General features: G+C 46.4%; 12 protein-coding genes. 7 read left to right on the forward strand and 5 right to left on the reverse strand.

The features are described 5' to 3' along the window. Positions 1 to 43: 43 nt before the first annotated feature. The 4 genes from UF06_RS04495 to UF06_RS04510 are packed head-to-tail and all read left to right on the forward strand — an operon-like array spanning position 44 to position 4,081. Positions 44 to 457, forward strand: coding sequence for a GtrA family protein (locus UF06_RS04495; protein WP_045569373.1), 414 nt, complete (start codon positions 44 to 46; stop codon positions 455 to 457). Continuing rightward, positions 441 to 1,724 (forward strand): FAD-binding oxidoreductase, encoded by a 1,284-nt coding sequence (locus UF06_RS04500; protein ID WP_045569374.1) that lies wholly within the window; start codon positions 441 to 443, stop codon positions 1,722 to 1,724. The genes UF06_RS04495 and UF06_RS04500 overlap by 17 nt, the downstream gene beginning before the upstream one ends. 3 nt (positions 1,725 to 1,727) lie before the next feature. Continuing rightward, the gene (locus UF06_RS04505) at positions 1,728 to 2,462 is read left to right on the forward strand and encodes an SDR family oxidoreductase (RefSeq protein ID WP_045569375.1); all 735 of its coding nucleotides are present in this window, start codon (positions 1,728 to 1,730) and stop codon (positions 2,460 to 2,462) included. Further along, a complete protein-coding gene (locus tag UF06_RS04510; RefSeq protein WP_045569376.1) occupies positions 2,459 to 4,081 on the forward strand; it encodes a hypothetical protein in 1,623 nt (540 codons plus the stop codon). The genes UF06_RS04505 and UF06_RS04510 overlap by 4 nt, the downstream gene beginning before the upstream one ends. Positions 4,082 to 4,130: 49 nt before the next feature. Here UF06_RS04510 and waaA read toward each other — a convergent pair whose 3' ends face one another. The 5 genes from waaA to rfaD all read right to left on the reverse strand — a co-directional run bounded on the left by waaA (position 4,131) and on the right by rfaD (position 9,459). Continuing rightward, positions 4,131 to 5,390: a lipid IV(A) 3-deoxy-D-manno-octulosonic acid transferase gene (gene waaA / locus UF06_RS04515; RefSeq protein WP_045569377.1), complete on the reverse strand. Its 1,260-nt coding sequence runs from the start codon at positions 5,388 to 5,390 to the stop codon at positions 4,131 to 4,133. Continuing rightward, the gene (gene waaF, locus UF06_RS04520; RefSeq protein ID WP_045569378.1) at positions 5,384 to 6,442 is read right to left on the reverse strand and encodes a lipopolysaccharide heptosyltransferase II; all 1,059 of its coding nucleotides are present in this window, start codon (positions 6,440 to 6,442) and stop codon (positions 5,384 to 5,386) included. The genes waaA and waaF overlap by 7 nt, the downstream gene beginning before the upstream one ends. Next, the gene (locus UF06_RS04525; RefSeq protein WP_045569379.1) at positions 6,436 to 7,158 is read right to left on the reverse strand and encodes a glycosyltransferase family 25 protein; all 723 of its coding nucleotides are present in this window, start codon (positions 7,156 to 7,158) and stop codon (positions 6,436 to 6,438) included. The genes waaF and UF06_RS04525 overlap by 7 nt, the downstream gene beginning before the upstream one ends. A gap of 110 nt (positions 7,159 to 7,268) precedes the next feature. Further along, positions 7,269 to 8,264, reverse strand: a complete 996-nt coding sequence (gene lpxM, locus UF06_RS04530; protein ID WP_045569380.1) for a lauroyl-Kdo(2)-lipid IV(A) myristoyltransferase — start codon at positions 8,262 to 8,264, stop codon at positions 7,269 to 7,271. 253 nt (positions 8,265 to 8,517) lie between these two features. Then, on the reverse strand, positions 8,518 to 9,459 hold the full coding sequence (gene rfaD / locus UF06_RS04535) for an ADP-glyceromanno-heptose 6-epimerase (protein WP_045569381.1): 942 nt from the start codon (positions 9,457 to 9,459) through the stop codon (positions 8,518 to 8,520). Positions 9,460 to 9,738: 279 nt separating this feature from the next. Here rfaD and UF06_RS04540 point away from each other — a divergent pair, with 279 nt between their 5' ends. From UF06_RS04540 to UF06_RS04550, 3 genes are all read left to right on the forward strand, one after another. Then, positions 9,739 to 12,978 carry a carboxypeptidase-like regulatory domain-containing protein gene (locus tag UF06_RS04540; RefSeq protein WP_045569382.1) on the forward strand — a complete coding sequence of 1,080 codons (3,240 nt, stop codon included), beginning with the start codon at positions 9,739 to 9,741 and terminating at the stop codon, positions 12,976 to 12,978. Between the two features lie 17 nt (positions 12,979 to 12,995). Then, positions 12,996 to 15,065, forward strand: coding sequence for a hypothetical protein (locus tag UF06_RS04545; RefSeq protein WP_045569383.1), 2,070 nt, complete (start codon positions 12,996 to 12,998; stop codon positions 15,063 to 15,065). A 208-nt stretch (positions 15,066 to 15,273) separates the two neighbouring features. Next, complete coding sequence (locus UF06_RS04550; protein ID WP_045569384.1) at positions 15,274 to 17,847, forward strand: S8 family serine peptidase; 2,574 nt, start codon at positions 15,274 to 15,276, stop codon at positions 17,845 to 17,847. Positions 17,848 to 18,034: the final 187 nt, after the last annotated feature.

Raw genomic sequence — 18,034 nt, forward strand, 5'->3', positions numbered from 1 at the left:
AGCTATGATCAGTGACTGTAAAATTTATTGGGAATACGTGTGAATGAAGATTCTTGTACTTTATATTATTTTTGCCTGCTTGGCGACATTTGCCAACCTTTTAGCACAAGAAATATCATATCAGCTGTATCATGGAATTTATCGGCTTGCACACAGTATGTTCTGGGGTACGCTAGTAGGATTAGTCATTAAATATGCTCTTGATAAAAAGTACATATTCAATTTTAAAGTTGATAGTCATGCTCAAGACGCAAAAATGTTCATGTTATACAGTACGATGGGTGTTTTGACAACGTTGATTTTTTGGCTAGCTGAATGGGCATTTTATCATTGGTTTGAAACCAAAGAGATGCGCTACTTAGGGGCTGTTCTCGGCTTGTCCATTGGATACATGACTAAATATTACTTAGACAAAAAATTCGTTTTTGTAAGGTATCAAAATGAAACAACTAACTAGTTGGGGTAATTACCCAAAGATTAATGCTTGCAGTCATTACATTGAAAGACTCCAAACATGTGTGGATGCATCTCCTCTTATAGCAAGAGGTTTGGGGCGTAGTTATGGCGATAGTGCTTTAGGCGATAACGTAGTACTTACTGAAAGGCTAAACAGATTTTCTTCATTTTCCGATGATGGGATTTTGACATGTGATGCAGGTGTAACATTAGCTGAGATACTAGAAGTTTTCGTGCCCAAAGGCTGGTTCCTGCCGGTTACTCCCGGAACTAAATTTGTTACAGTCGGTGGTGCAATAGCAAGTGATGTTCATGGAAAAAATCACCACACTGAGGGAAGTTTTTCTGATCATGTCGAGTCAATATTATTATCTATAGGCGATGAATTGATTTATTGTGATAAATACTCACATGCAGACCTTTTTCACGCCACCTGCGGTGGGATGGGTTTAACTGGAATTATTATTGAAGCATCATTTAAGCTTAAAAAAATAGAAAGTGCATATATTGAACAAAAAATAATTAGAGCGGAGAATCTACGCACTATATTGAGTTTGTTCGAAGAACATCAAGATGCAACATATTCAGTTGCTTGGATAGATTGTTTAGCAACGGGGAAATCATTAGGCCGCTCGATACTTATGCTCGGTGAACATGCTTCAAAAGGGAACTTGTCTGTTCATTCTCAGAGTCCATTAACAATACCATTTAATTTTCCATCTTTTTCGCTCAATAAGTATTCTATTCAAGCGTTTAATTTCGTTTATTACCATAGGCTTCTTAAAAATGAAGTGGAAAATACTATTCACTATGATCCATTTTTCTATCCCTTAGATGGTATTAATAATTGGAATCGGATGTATGGAAAAAGAGGCTTTACGCAATACCAATTTGTTATCCCATATAGTGCAGGTTTAGAAGGTCTAACTAGTATTTTAAAAAAAATAGCAGAATCGAAACAAGGATCCTTCCTAGCTGTGTTGAAAGTTTTTGGTGATGGAAATAAAAACCCACTTTCATTTCCAATGAAAGGATACACTCTAGCCTTAGATTTTAAAATAGATGATAACATTTTCTCCATACTCGATGAGTTTGATATTATTGTACGAGAGTTTGGAGGTAGATTGTATCTTTCAAAAGATGTTCGCATGAGCGAAGAGATGTTTAAGTCTAGTTATCCTCGTTGGGAAGAGTTTCAATCAGTCAGAGAAAAATATAATTGTAAAAATAATTATATTTCACTTCAATCAATAAGAATTGGGTTATAAATAATGAATGTAGTCATTTTTGGTGCGACATCTGCTATTGCAGAAGAAATTGCAAAGTGTTATGTCTCAAAAGCAGAACATATTATATTGCTCGCGAGAAATGAAGATAAGCTTGAAATGATAGCCAATGATCTTAAGGTTAGAGGAGCAAATGCGGTTAGTACATTATATTTCTCTGCATTAGAATACACTCAACATATTGAATTGGTAAATGAAGTATTTAGCATGGCTGATAAAATAGATGTTTGTGTGATCGCACATGGTAGTCTACCTAGCCAAGAAGCTTGTCAAAATGATGTTGAAATAACTTTAAAGGAAATTGCAATTAATGGAACGAGTGTCATTTCGTTGCTAACGCTTTTAGCGAATAGGTTTGAAAAGCAAGGTTCCGGAAGTATTGTCGTGATATCTAGTGTTGCAGGTGACAGGGGGCGTCAATCGAATTATGTGTATGGTGCTGCAAAAGGAATGGTATCTACATTTCTTCAGGGGTTGGCTCAGCGTTTGAGTAAAAATGATGTACATATACTTGATATTAAACCTGGTTTTGTTGATACGCCTATGACGGAATTATTCGTAAAAGGTATATTGTGGTCCAAACCAAGTCAAGTTGCTAAAACTATCGTCAAACGTATAGATTGTCGTTCTAGACGAAACTATGTTCCTGGTTTTTGGCAACTAATTATGTTTGTTATTAAAGTCATCCCACAGAGTATTTTTAATAAGATTAAATTATGATACATAAGAACTTAACTAAGTATTTTTTCTACTTTTTACCAATTTTTCTTTTGATTAGTTTTGGCCGATATGGTTTTGAAGATGCGGATACCGGTTTCTTAATGGGCTTAGGCTGGCGTTTTGCGAATGGTGAAATACCCTATGTCGATTTTTCATATGTTCGGCCATTTATGTCGATTGTGCATGCCGCTTTGATAGTGAAAGTTTTTCCAGATTTTTCTCAGTTGTTTACGTTGAAAATAGTACCTTTACTACAATTATTTTTTTCTGTTTGGTTAACTCTTCTTGCCTTAGAGAAAAAATATCTTTTAAATGTTACTGATATACTTAAATATAGAGTGGCTATAGCCGGATATATAATTGCAACGTCATCTTTAAGTTATTATATGATTTGGCATACGATAGATGGAATTTTCTATCAATCGATTGGTTTGTATTTCATTTCTCAAATACGTAGTAATCAAGAAATTTGCTCTTTATTTTTTGCATCTTTCTTCCTTTTCCTCGGAGTTTTATGTAAACAAAACTTCTTGGCAACTTTTTTTCTTTCATTCTTATTTGTTTTTATTGTTCATGGTCTAAAAACTACAGCAAAATACATTGGATTAAATCTGTTCATCATTTCTTCTGCCTTTTTGTTTATAAAATTTCTAGGTTTCGGTGATGTTTACTTCGATGCTATTTCGTCAAAGACAAGCATTTCCGACATATATTCATCAAGTATTTACCCATATATAAAGTCAGCGTCATCGGATAATGCGATTATTTTTATATCATTGTCATTGTTGCTTTTTTTTGTAGATAAGAAGTTTGGCCTAAGAATTTTTTATATTTCATTCTTTATTGTTCCTGTGTTTATGCTTTTAGAGCTGTATAAAGATCTTTCGTTTAGCCAAAGTATAAATTTTCGCAGTACGAAATTAGATTGGATTATTCCATTTTATGCATTTCTTTACATAATTTACGATTCTTTTTTAAGAAAGAAATTAAAAGATAATGCATTGCTTATATTATTTTTTTCTCTTTCATGGTCTTCTAGTGTAAGTTGGGGTGCTAATACACCTACACTTTATTTTACTCCTATTTTGGTCTCCCTAGTGTACTTTTATAGCACAAAGAGTGGGAAATTTAATAAACATTTAATTGCCGCAATCCAGATTAGTGCTTTTATTTTTATGCTACAAATGTTGTCACCATATAGAGACTCTTTTGTTTCTAAGCTTAATTATAATATGGGTGATATTTACCCAAAGGCACAGTATATTAAAACGGATTTTGAAACATATGAGAAACATAAAGAATATGTATCATTACTTAAAGTATATGATGTGAGTCAGTTAACAGTTTTACCATCAATGCCTTTATCTCATTACCTTGTCGATGCTAAGAATCCATATATTATTGACTGGGCAATGGATGTTGAATCAACTATGCCACCTATTGAAATGATTGAAGAGCTTAAAAGTCGAGTGCAGTATGTTTTTATTGAAACTCGATCTATCGGTAATCCAATAGGTGAGCCAGGAAGCAAGTTTTATTCAACGGTGAGTGATTATGTAATTAATCACTACGAGCCAGTTGAAAAGAAAAATTATTTCCATGTCTATAAATTAAATTAAATTAAATTAAATGGTAGGCATAGCTCTAAGGAAATATAGGTCTACCATTTTATAATTCGTGTAGAGTACGAACTATTGCTCCATAATTTTTCATCATGAATATTTTAACTCGATTAGCTATTTCAGCTTTCACATTGGTGTTTCTAATTGTAATAAGAATTGCTTTTCCAAGCTCGTTCTGATTTCCAATCTTTTCTATAGCCTCAATTTTCATTAAGCTTTCGGTTACTTCCTTAAAATTAAAGAAACTCGGCCCGGTAATGACTGGCACTCCCAACGCTGCTGGCTCTAACACATTATGCCCGCCGACTTTGTTGCCAACTAGGCTTCCGCCCATAAAACAGACGTCAGCTGCGCCTAGCAAGACCAACATCTCTCCCATGGTGTCGCCTAGGTAAACTTGAGTCGAGTCGGTAACGTTTTGCTGTTGCGTGCGCCTTATCGTTTCAAACCCTTGTGCTTGGCACAATTCGAACACCGAATCGAAACGCTCAGGGTGGCGGGGAACTAATATCAAGAGTGCATTGGGATGCGTTTCTAACACTTGTCTATGAGCATCTAGCACTTGTTCATCTTCACCTTTATGGGTGCTCGCGGCTATCCAGATAGGTCTGTCTTGGCCAAGCTGAGCGCGCAATTCAGCGCCTTTACGTTTGATCTCATCAGAGATATGGATATCGAATTTTATCGAACCCGTGACGCTGAGCTTCTCTGTCGCGACCCCAAGCTTGGCGAAACGATCCGCGTCTGCTTGGGATTGGCAAAGGACTTTACTCAAACATGGATGGAGCAGGTTAAATAGCGGCTGCACTTTGGCGTAATTTCGCTGAGATTTTTCTGATAAACGAGCATTGACCACGATAATCGGAATATTGGCTTTATGCACGGTGGCTAAGGTGTTGGGCCACAGCTCGGTTTCGATGATCAGCATCTTGGCGGGATTGACCGCTTTAAGAAAACCGCGCACTGCAAAGGCAAAATCGATCGGCATATAGCGATGTTCGACCAAATCACCCAGTTTTGCGATTTGTTCTGCGCCGGTACTGGTTGTGGTGGTCACGACAATCCGTTGCTCTGGGGTTTGCGCTTTGATGGCTTTGATGAGCGGAATCGCCGCGAGGCTTTCACCGACAGAGACGGCATGGATCCACAGTGGTCTCGTTTGCCCATCAAGTTTAGGCGTGATACCGAAATGCTCTTTCCAGCGCGCCCCAAACTTTGGTTTATTCGCTTTGCTGCGATACAAGCCGAACAGTAGCAAAGGTGCGGCTAGAGCCAGAATCAGCGTATAGAGCAGCCGCACTAACATGTGCTCACCGCAATGGCATCGAGCTTACGAATGCTGTCTAACACTTGCTTTGGTGTCAGTTCCGACAAACATTTGAGATGCTGATACTGGCACTCACGTTTAAAGCAGGGGCGACATTCAATGTCGGTATGCACAATCTCGACCTTTTCGGCCAGCGGTGGAGTGTATTTCGGCGAGGTCGAGCCATACACCGCCACGACATTACAACCAACCGCCGCGGCGACGTGCATCAGGCCTGAATCGTTACTCACCACCGTGTGACAAGCTGCCAGCAGATCCACCGCTTCGATAAGGCTGGTTTGCCCGGCTAACACTTGGATTTGAGCATGATACTCGCTCGGCACGCGCTGTTTAATGCTGTTGCAGGTGTCGAGATCTTTTTGCGAACCAAACAACCATACTTGATGGCCTTGCTGGCACATGGCATGGGCGACTTCGGCATAATGGTTTTCTGGCCATTTTTTTGCCGGGCCAAACTCGGCGCCAGGGCAAAGGCCAATGGCTTTGCGTTGTGTAGAAAGCGCAAACTTCGCCAGCGTTTGTTGCTGCGCATCGACATCGATGGACAGCTTAGGACGAGGCAGCGCTTCCAGGCCGCCGAGCGAGGCGGAATCGACCATTTGCGCTCGCGGATGAGCCAGTGCTACGTAGCGCTCGACCATGTACAGGAAGGCTTTTTTATTAGGGCGTAAATCATTTAGCAGGCCATAACGCAGCTCACCGCGCCAGCCTGTGCGCAGAGGAATATTGGCAAACCAAGGAATGAGCGCCGATTTGGCCGAGTTAGGCAAAACGTAGGCGTGATCGTACTTAAACTCGCGCAGCGATTTACCAATTTCACGCCGGCCCAGCAAGTTAAACTCACCATGGCCAAGCGGCATTTCAATCGCACGGTTCACTTCGGGCATGCGTTCTAAGATGGGTTTACACCAGCCTGGCGCCATCACATCAATCAGCGCATCAGGGTGTTGCTGCTTAAGTGTGGTGTAAAGTGACTGCGACATCACCATATCGCCCACCCATGAAGGGCCAATAACTAAGATCTTCATGATTTGTTTTTCCAGGATATGAACCGCAAAATCGATTCGTAAGTTCTAAAAAACTCCGCATAGATTTTATTGAACAATGTCATTTGGGATTTATCCTTTCTTTTACTACCTATAGTTGACATCACTTTCGCTCGAGAAAAGAGATCAGGATAAACGCTATAGACTTGCACGCCGTGTCTCCATGGTTTTTCCATGTAATCATCTACGGGTTCAAGAAAAGTTTGGGCGTTTTTCACGAAGAGCTCTGCGGTAGAGGGAGATATTATATAGGCAGTGGTACCACAAGTTCCAGATGAATAGCCTCCGAGATCATAACCATTGACCAAAGAAATTATCTTATGGAAGGTCTGTTTTATTGTGGCAGAAAGTTTTATATAACCATAGTAATTTATCTGAGCAAATGCGGATGTAAGAACTTCTTTTATTGGCCCTACAGGGTCAACGTTATCCTCAAGAACAATAATGGCTTCATTGAGTTTGATGCAGTGTTGCCAAACTTCATAATGACTAGCAAAACAAGCTAGTTCGTTTTCATGCATCTGATAACCTTTGCGAGCTCGAGTGATCCTCTCTCTGCTTTTTTCTGAGTGAGTAAAATTAGGTAAAGAGCCATCGACTGCATCAAAAAACTCAAAATCGACGCCTTCTTGATCAAGTAACCTTTGAACTCTTTCTCTACGCTCAATTGAGCGAGTGAGGCTTACAACGAATACTTTCACTAGTTGTTCCAATTTTAGTTAACACCTCTTTGAAAATTAATAGCTTATAAAAATAAAAAAGGTGTAAATTTGATTATGTTATACAAGGTATTTGCACAAATTCTAGAGATTCATTTGTGAAAACAATCTGGTTTCTTTAAATCTTCATTGTAGTAAGGGCTTGGCTCGTTGGGATCGGGCCGCGTACGCAGAAGTTGGAACGTCCACATGTACTGTTCTGGATAACGAGAGACTTGCTGTTCGATAAAGACGTTCATGGCTCTGGCATCTGCGTGTTCATCGCCACTTGGGAAGCCCTCCCACTCGGGAGAAATCGTGATTTCATATTTGCCAGTTTCGGTATTGAGGCGAGTAAAGGCAGCCAGTACCTTGGCTTTACTCACTTTAGCCAGTTTGCCTAAACCCGGTAAGGTGGCTTTTTGCGTAGCAAAAAAGTCGACGAACAGGCTCTGTTCACGGCCATGATCTTGGTCAGGAAGATAATAGCCGATATACCCCTCGCGCACCGATTTCATGTAAGGTTTTATTCCGGCGCTGCGCTCGTAAATGCGTCCACCAAATTGCATCCGTTGCCTGTGCATCAGCCAATCACCAACCGGGTTTTTTTGCTCTTTGACCATAGCCACCACGGGGCTGCCTTTTGAGGCGAGCAGTACTGGCAAAACATCAATCGCCCAAGTATGTGGCGTGAGTAAAATGACGTTGTGGCCCTGTTCTCGGACCGTTTGTAAATGCTCTAGACCGTTTATTGAACAGCTCTTTTCTAAATAGCGTTTGCCAAAGAGGGTGATGAGCGGAAAGTTGAGTAGAAAGACCCCTGCGGTGGTTAGGCACTCCAACAAGATGGTTTCTTTCTCATTATCGCTTTTGTCCGGAAAGCATAAGGTTAAGTTGGCCCAGATGTTGTGCACAGTACGCGGTGGGTTACTGGCAAGCTTTTTAGCGATTTTACTGGCAATCCAATATTGTAAACGGATGGGCAGCAAAGCAATCGGCAACCCCACAATCAGGCCAAGCCATATTCCCCAATATTTAGGCGCAAGAAAACCCCACTGAAAGGTGGGGTTGTGCGCTTTAGGGTCAAAGTCGTTTCGTTCAGTTGTCATACTAATTTTTTAGAGCAGGTGATAGGAAAAGCAGGTTTCTAGGAAGAGCAGGTTCTAGGAAGAGCAGGTTCTAGGAAGAGCAGGTCCTAGGCCCTAGGAAGAGCAAAACCCAGAACCTAGAACCCAGTACCCAGTACCCAGTACCCAGTACCTAGAACCTAGTACCTATCAACCTAGTACCCAGAACCCAGTCCCTAGAACCTAGTCCCTAGAAACCTAGAACCTATTAACCTAGTCCCTCGCAACCTAGCCCCTAGCCCCTTAAAGCCGCCATATACTCCGCTACCCCTTCGGCGACAGTCTTAAACTCGACATCACAGCCAGCGGCGCGCAGTTTGGTTAAGTCGGCTTGGGTAAATTCTTGGTAAGCGCCTTTTAGATGCTCAGGGAACGGGATGGTTTCGATCTCGCCTTTGCCATGATGTTTGATCACCGCCTTGGCCACTTCTTCGAAGGACTCTGCATTACCAGTGCCGCAGTTAAAGATGCCAGAGACACCATGCTGCATAAACCACAAGTTCACCTTACACACATCGCCAACGTAGATGAAATCGCGCTTGAACTGCTCGCTACCTGCAAACAGCTTGGGATTTTCACCGGCAAGAATTTGATTATTGAGGTGGAACGCCACCGAGGCCATGCTGCCTTTATGCTGCTCACGCGGGCCGTAAACATTAAAGTAACGGAAGCCCGTGATCTGCGACAGTTTTTCACCGTGTTCTTCCGCATCTTGCCATAGGCGACGCACATAGTTATCAAACTGCTGTTTTGAGTAACCGTAGACATTCAGTGCGCCTTCGTACTCCTGCTCCTCTTTAAATACCGAGGTTTCGCCGTAGGTAGCCGCAGAAGAGGCGTATAGAAATGGGATCTCGCGATCCAAACAGTAGTGCAACAACTCTTTTGAATACTCGTAGTTGTTGAGCATCATGTACTTGCCGTCCCACTCGGTGGTCGCCGAACAAGCGCCTTGGTGGAACACTGCTTCGATCGGGCCGAAATTGTCGCCCGCCATAATTTGGGTAAGAAAATCATCACGGTCCATGTAATCGGTGATGTCGAGGTCAACCAGGTTTTTGAATTTTCTACCATTTTTCAGATTGTCTACCACCAAAATATCATTGATGCCAATCTCGTTGAGAGCCTTAACAATATTGCTGCCAATCATGCCAGCGCCACCAGTTACGATGATCATAAATCTTCCGCCATAGGTTAAAAATGCGCTCCGAGTTTAGCAGAAAAAGCGCAGGCGAGGAAACAGGGCAAATCCACGATGAAACGGGTTTCCTACTCAGGTGAATTGAGACTTACTTTCAATAGCTGCAAGCAAAATTATCCCAATCTCACACTTTTTTACGCAATATTCATGAAATAGTCTTTCTGTCTAATAATTCATCCATATGGCAAATGTATCGTCTACATTCATTTTAGTTTTAGTTGCAAATTCATCAATACAGTCATTGGTAGGATTAATATGACAACCTTCAGTCGCACCGTAATAAGCACTCTTATCGCGGCGGCACTTTCAGCTTGTGGCGGCGGGGATGGCGGCGGCAGTAGCCCAGACCCAGTCGACCCAGTTGTACAAGTGCGCGCCATCAGTACTCAAATCGTTTCCGGTCAAGTGACATCAAGCAGCGGACAACCCGTCGCCAAATCGAGCGTTACGGTTCAGTTCCAAAGCAGTGATGGTCAGTCATTGGTGGAACTGAGTACCGAAAGTGATGACAGTGGTTTCTATTCTATCTCCGTTCCTGAAATCAAAGCGGACGCCCATAAAGCCAGTCGCTTAGTCGTCTCAGTGGCGAAATCAGGGTTTGTTGAAAACGAAAAAAGTATCGACGTTAACGATCAATCTAATCGAATCTCGGTCAATGTGCTCTTGGCTACCGCTCAGGTCAACACGGTCAAACGCTCTGATCTTAGTTCTGTCGTGGTGTCGGCCAATGGCGTGCCGAGTTTGCGTTTTTCTCTGGTGAAAAATAGCCAAGGACAGCAGCGGGTCGTGGTCGGCGAGGTTTCTCCTGCCGCCGATGAAGATGTGCAGCTTGCGCTTAATCTTCCAGTGGCCAATATCGACCCGAATGTTGATGTCATTAACAGTGAAGTCGCTTACTTCGATTCGAGTAATGCTAATGATATCCAAAGCTTCCCAGGCGAGTTTGAAGGGCAGGGGGAAACGGATAATCAAGGGCAAGGGGTCAATTTTGATAACCAAAACAGCGATGAAAGCTATCGCCTGATCTCCAGCACCTTCAGCCAAATTCGTTTAACTGATGAAAATCAGCAGCCATTACCACTGACCAATGTTCAGCCATCGGCCGGTGAAAGCCCATCCATTGTGATGATGGTGCCGAAAGGCTCTTACCCAACCATTCAGCGCGATTTTGATTTAACCACAGACGGTATTCAGATCCCGATTTACGTCTATCGCAGTGGACAAGGTTGGCAATATGTCGGTAACGGCATATTGACCAATGATTCTGCTGGCGAGCAGGCCACGAGCACGACGGACATTCCGATTGACGATCAGGGCGTCATTAGCCTAACGGGCCAAGAAGCATTGCAACTGTACGTTAAGGTGGAGATCAGCCAAGCCAATCAGTGGATTCAGTGGATCAACTTGGACTGGCCGATCAAAGCGGGCGTTAATACCAATATCTGTCTGCAAGGTAAAGTCAGTTACCAAAACGGTGAAAAATTCTACGGGCAGATCAGCGTTCGCCTGCCTGATGGAGGAACCGAATGGCACTATATCGAAGATGGCGCATACAAAATTAACACACTGGTATCAGGCACTTCAGCCGAACCGACCAATGGAGCCTTGTGGTCCCTGCCAGTCTACAACCAAAAAACTTGGCAGACAGAATATGTGCAGATGCCAGCCACTCTCACCGTCGGTGGGTGTAATGATTTGCCCGAACTGGTGTTGGTCAACCCTTATGCGTGTACGTTAGAAGGACACACCTTTGAGTCGAATGGCAGCACGCCAGTGGCGAGTCAATACGTACGCATCAGCCACGCGCGTGGCCAAGATTACGCCTTCACCGATGCCAACGGTTATTACAGCCAAAGCGTGTTGTGTGACAGTGAGCTGGCGGTCAGCGCCCTTGGGCAGAACAAACCCGCGACGGTGACGAGCGTCGAAGAAAAAGCGACGTTGGATTTCACCAAAACCAACCAACCGCCGCTACTTGGGGCGTTGCTGCGCACGCCATCGCAAATGAAGATCGATGAAAGCGCCGATCTGCGTTGGTCGGTTTCTGACCCAGATGGGGATGCTGTGACGGTCAATATCGAGTGCGAAGGCGATGACAACTGCACCATTGAGCGCAGTGGCACGCGAGCGACCATCACGTTCAGTTCGATTGGCGAGAAAACGCTGGTGATCAGTGCGGATGATGGACAAACCCGGGCCGATGGCAGTGCTAATCCAGTACGCCGCTTCCCGATTACCGTGCGTGACAGCGACAACATCGCGCCGCAAATCATCGGTTTTGATTACGGCAACACCCGCTACTCTGCTGGAGAAACGATTAAAGTCCAGCAAGGTAATCAGGGCATAGTCACCGCCATTGCCCGTGATGGCAACGGCGACACGCTCAGCTATCAATGGAGTGGGAAATGCAGTGGCACCACGGATAAGTGCGATCTCGCGGCGGTCGAAGTTGGCGAACATACCGCCACACTGACCATCACTGACGATCACAACACGCCGCTCTCTAGCTCGGCCAACATCAAGTTCAACGTGGTGGCGGATCAAGCGCCAGTGATTGAGGTGCTCAGTGCTAACCCAAGCTCTGTCGGCAGTAACGGGCAGAACAACGTGACACTGATTACGCTGGCGGCGTTAGTGAGTGATGACTTTACCGCGCGTGATCAACTGCAACTGAGCTGGCGCCTAGTCAACAGCGACGAGCAAGATGTCACCTCTTTGCTGGGCGAGGCGTCTGGGCAAACCATTCGCTTAGCGGCCAACACCATCCCCGTTGGCAGTTATCAGGCGACGTTAAGCGTGACCGATACGGCAGCCACGCCAAACGTGAGCAGCAAATCGGTGGCGTTTACTGTGCTGGTGAATCAACCACCGTCAGTGGCGCTCAGCAGTAGCGTCACCAACATCACGGTTTTGCAAGGGCAGACGAACAGTGAAGCGGTGATTGTCACGGCGACAGTGTCGGATGACGATGGTAACTCAGGCCTAACGTTGGATTGGACCATGGCGAAAGGCGGTCAAGACATGATCAGTGCACTGGCGTTGTCCGCTGACAAGCGGCAAGCCACCATCGCGGCGAACAGTTTGAGCGCAGGCAACTATGTGATCACGCTAAAAGCGACCGATGCGGTTGGTTTGAGCAGTGAATCTCAGCTGACTGTGAGTGTGGTCGAAGACAAAGCGCCGCAAATTCTTTCGTTGACAGCAACGCCAAGAATTCAGCAAGCGAATGAGTCGGGCACCAACCCGGATGCAATTAACTTCAGTGTCAGCGTGAGTGACGATAACGACGACGCTCCAACAGTGGCGTGGACGTTTAGCTCGGGCGTATCGGCCACGGTCAATGGCAACAGTGCCAGCATTGCAGCCGAAAGCTTAGCGGTTGGCGAATATCAAGCCAGCGTCACAGTCACGGATAACCAAGGTCAGGCGACAACGCAAAACCTCGCCTTCTCGGTACTCGAATTTTCAGGAAACATCGGAATTATTGTCGAATAATTGGCAGGGACAGAACTATGAAAACTCTATTCACACTTAAACCATTGGCAGTGGTTGTCGCTGCTGCAATCGGCTTGGTTGGCTGTAACGGCGAGAGCCAAGTGGCGTCGTCCCCCGATGCCACTCAAGATCAGAAAAGCGCTTCGGTAAAACTGGCGGCCAAGTTCCCCGCGCCCGAAGCGGGTGCTTCCTGGATTGGTAGCGCGAGTGAAATTGAAATCGATTTTTATCGTAACCAGCATGTGGGCAGCCTCTCGGAAGCAGAAGAGATGCTCGAAGCTTACCGTTTTTGCCAACAAGACTCAGAAAAGCCGACCAACCAGAATCAGGCGGTGATGGTTGGCGACGAAGAGATGGAATGTTATGAGTTGCCAAACAACGGCATGAAAGAGCGCTTTGCGGTGGCGGCCTCACTCACCTCCACATCACCGACAGCATCAGTGAATCTCATGCCTGGCAAATACCGCGTAGAAGCCCACTTCTACGATGCGCAAGGTACTTTACGTGAAACCAGTGTCAGCTATGTCACCTTCACTGAGGGTGAGCATCAAGTCGCGCTCAAAGGGGTCTCTGCCACTTGGACTGCACAAACGCCTATCGCGCTCTCGTTGCTCAATAAAGCCCATGAGAAAGATTGGGATCCAGAAACCGAAGGCGTGCAAACGCCAGCCGAAGCACTGGGGCTAACGGGGAACATCCTGGGTTTGCATTTGCCAAGCTTGTATGGTTACTCGGGTAACTTGGGTAACAAGTTGAAATTGGAAGATGGTGAAGTGGAAGTGTTAACGGGCAATATGACCAACGGCAAAGCCTCTGCGGCGCTGTTAGCTCCCGTATGGCGAATTCAAGATGGCACCGGTGAGGCCGATCTACACCCCCAATCTAACCAAGATGGCCATGACACGGGTGATATGGTTGAGCCAGAAGAAATGGTGGAGTGGATGTCTCGCCACGATACGATTGCTGGGCTCTACCAGCAGTACGCGGCGGGGGAAAACAATGCGTTCATTGAACTCGGCAGCAAAGAGATATCAATCTCCTCTTTCGACTGGACTGATAAAGAGCAGGATAAGCCGACGAACACCTTCTGGAGCGCCTCTGTATTAATGGGTGTTGCGCATGTCAGTGGTGATGACGAAGACGATGTGGAACGTAGTGGCTGGAATATGGGCAACATCACCTATTGGGATCCAAGCCGCAATCAGAATGTCGATTCCGGCATCAAGGTGTTAAATGTTCACACCTGGCAGGAGCAAAACAACTACGAAAAAACCTTCTTGGATGTCTTGCAAGGCAGCGCGAACGCGTTTGTTGGTGGCAATACCATTAATGGCTTCTTCATCGAAGTGGTTGAAAAGGGAACGGAATCAGATGGTGCCGAAATACCGGCTCAGTACCTCGATGCCTCACTCAATGAGGTGGCTGTGCAAGCGGGCTTGTTGGTTAAAGCCAGCGAAAGCTGTCATGAGCTAACAAATCAGGAGGTGAGCTTCAGTAACCAGTACCGTTGGGATGAAGAAAATAGCCGTTGGGTCGCAGGGACAACCAACGAGCTGTTGCGAAACGCTTACAGTAATCTCTACCCAACCTTCAATAGCTATCGTAGTGGGCATCAAAGCCAGATTGATACCAACAATCTGAATATCAGTAATTATCAGGCTGAAATTGACACCGCTTTGGCCAATGGTGCTAGCGAGGCGGATGTTCAATGGATGAGAGATTCAATTACCAATTGGCAAAACAGAAACACTTTAGAGCTTGCGGCCATTGACGATCTCAATACTCTGGAAGCCGAGTTTAATGCAAATGTTGATCTCAATGGGGATGGTACGCCAGAGCTGTTTGAAGATGGTGTGTTCTACGCAGAGGGCTATTCATCGGGTTACTGCAACATCGATACGCAGTGGGATTCAGAGCAGCAGATCAATACCTACTCACTAAACTGTGAAGGGGTATCGCAAGCTGTGACCGAAGTGATGGCTTACACCACCACCACCACGGCAACCATGTGCGTGCAACCGTTTACTCTCGAAGCCTCTGAACTGGCGATTGATTACGGCACCGATGGCGGCGTGATCGTCGAATAAGGCCAATATCGAGTTAATCGTGTCATCGCTTTCATCACACCATGCTGCGACGTAGCATGGTGTGATGTTTTTTACAGCGCAGATAAATACGCTGGTTCACATTGACTTTTATTAAACGGATTACCTTATAGCGCTTGGCTTTTATCCATCAAGCAGATAAAAATTGAGTATCAATAGAAAGGATATCTTCACTACAGGAATTGCACGGATGCCGTACCTTCTTCGCCGTTTTGTTATGGTTGTCACTCTGCTCGGCTCAGCGTTACTGGCTAGCCAGCCTGCATTAGCGCAGAGCTGGTTAGTACGCATCAGTGACACCGGTTATAGCGAACGCTTTTCGCACCTAACGCCGCTGTATACTTTTGCTGATCAAGACCGCCTGCTCAGTGTCAAGCAAGCCGACCTCCTGCCTTTTTTCGCCGATAGCCAAGTGCGCTATATCGAGCCGGATGCGCGATTGCAATTGGAAGAGCCAGTGCAATTGCAAGAGCCAATGCAATTAGAAGACACAGTACAACTAGACGAACCACAGCCATTAAGCGATTTGCAGCAAAAGAGCGTTTTTTTGCGCGCCGCTCAGGTCGCCAATGAAGTGCAAGACGGCTTAGCGATTGCCGGCTTTTCGCAGCTCAGCGCAAGCGAGCGACAGTGCGATGCCATGCGTGTCGCGGTGCTGGATTCCGGTGTCGATACCAGCCATGCAGCGCTCAGCCATGTGCTTTTCTCTGCGCCTTTTGATGTGATCAATCCAAGCGCCAGCATGAGCGATCCGTTTGGTCACGGCACGCATGTAACGGGGATTCTAGCCGCTAAACCAAGCGAAAACAGCAGCGCTCAAGGGGCATGCAGCAGTGCGCAAGTGATGCCAATTCGCTTTTTAGGCGACACAGGCGGCGGGAAAATCGCCGATGCAGTGACGGGCATTCGCTGGGCGATAGACCACCAAGCCAACATCATCAACCATTCTTGGACGGTGACCCAATACTCGCAAGCGATGTGGGATGTCATGAAAGAAGCTGACCAACTCGGCATCATCCAAATTGTCGCCGCAGGTAACTCGGGACTCGATCTAGAACGCGACGACTTTGATGTCTATCCAGCCGAGTTTGCCGCCAAACTGCCCGCGATGTTAGCGGTCGCTAACTGGGACAACGCAAACCAACGGCTCAACAGCACCAGCAATTTCAACTGGGCCAAGGCCGACTTAGCCGCGCCTGGCACCCATATTCTCAGCTTAGCGCCGAATAACGCCACTAAAACAGAAAGCGGCACGTCGATGGCGGCGCCATTTGTCACGGCGGCCAGCGCCATGCTTTGGCAACAAAACCCCAATTGGTCGGCGGGAGAGGTCGTCAGCGCCTTAGTGCAGCAGAGCCAAACTAGCGCGTCACTGGTTAGCCGGGTGAGGCAAGGACGCATGCTCAGTGTGGCCAATTTTGCCGATATCACGGCAACTGACCCGCAAGTGCTGTCGATTGAGCGAAGCTCTGGTCAGTTTCGTCTCGCCGGGCATCGCTTAGATGAAGTCAGCGCTTGGCGCTATCGCAGCGCTTCGCAAAACAGTACTTTGGCAGAACGTGAGCGAACACTCACACCGTTGCAATCCACTGAGAGCTTGGTCTCTTTTAGTGATTGGGATATGCCAGCTGGCTGGCTGGAGTGGCAAAGCGCGGGCGGAGAGTGGAAGCAACTTGAGTATCTGCCTGATGTTCCTGCGCCCATCAATCTCTATCAACAAAGCATGGAGCGTGGTCAGCTGCTGACTTGGCAGGGCAGCGATTATGCCAGCGAGTACCAGATCTATCGTACCAGTAACAAGAGCTACAAACAGAAGATTGCCAGCGTCAGCGGCGTGACCAATCAGTATCTCGATAGCGAAGGCAGCAGTGATGACAGCTATCGAGTGCGCTTGGTGTATCGCATTGAGGTGGGCGGCCGTGAGTTTGAATTAACTTCTCCGCTGAGTGAAAGCTCATCAGATTCCGTCGGCGAGGTCATCCAAGTGGGCCCGGTGCCGATGCAGCAAGAGGCGTGGGTGAGCTTTTTTGTTGACGAAACGAACGTGGACTTAGCCATCATCGAAGATGCGCAAAACCTAGTGCACGAGGTGGTGGGCAACCGAGTTCGCCTTGCAACCGATGTGGCGCGAAGCGGGCAAATCACGGTGAAAAACCGCCTCACCGAAGCGCGGCAAATGGCTTTGATTACCATAGCGGAAGCAGAAAACTGGGGCGTTTCGCTATCAGGGCAGTCGCTACGGCTGGATTTGACCTCTGCACAACTTTCTGGCGCGCAGCAAATTGCCGATGGACGCATACTGCTCTCAGGCCAATGGCTCGCTGCGCAAGGCGGCATTTTGATCCGCCCTGAGCAAGCAAACTATCAGTTTACCCAAGCCAAAGTGATCGGTAGCAGCGGAGAGAGAGCGGTTATTTTAACCAACCGCGGGCAAAGTCTCGCTATCAGCACGGGTGCTATCGCCAATGCGCAAAGCGCGGCAGAGCAAAGCGATAGCTTTCAAATCCTGCTCGAAATGAGTGTCAGCCCTCTCGCGGTCGCTGGAGAGAAACGCAGCGACAGTCGCTGCTTTCTCGCCACGTCTCTGTTTGCCGACCAACCACAAACGCTGGCCTATTACCGCCACTTTCGCGACGAGGTATTACTCAATCTCCCCGGTGGCGACTGGCTGGTGGCGCAGTATTATCACTGGTCCCCACGCCTCGTCGTCTGGGCAGAAGAGCACCCTTGGTTTAAAGCCGTAATGCGGTGGGTGTTGGGGTAAAAGAAAGGGAAAAGAAGGTATCTAGGAAAAGCGGGAAAAGCGGTCCTGGTTCCTAGGTCGCTAGAGCACCATATAGTTTAAATTTTAAGCAGCTAAACCCATCGCTATATGCAAGTTGGTAATGACTGCCGTTCTGTTTAAATCATATTCATTTAGCCGCAAGCCTCGGTACCTTGCTCTAGGACCT

Origin of the sequence: Vibrio sp. S234-5 (genome assembly GCF_000960595.1) — a bacterium.
In the GTDB taxonomy this organism is placed as follows: Bacteria; Pseudomonadota; Gammaproteobacteria; order Enterobacterales; family Vibrionaceae; genus Vibrio.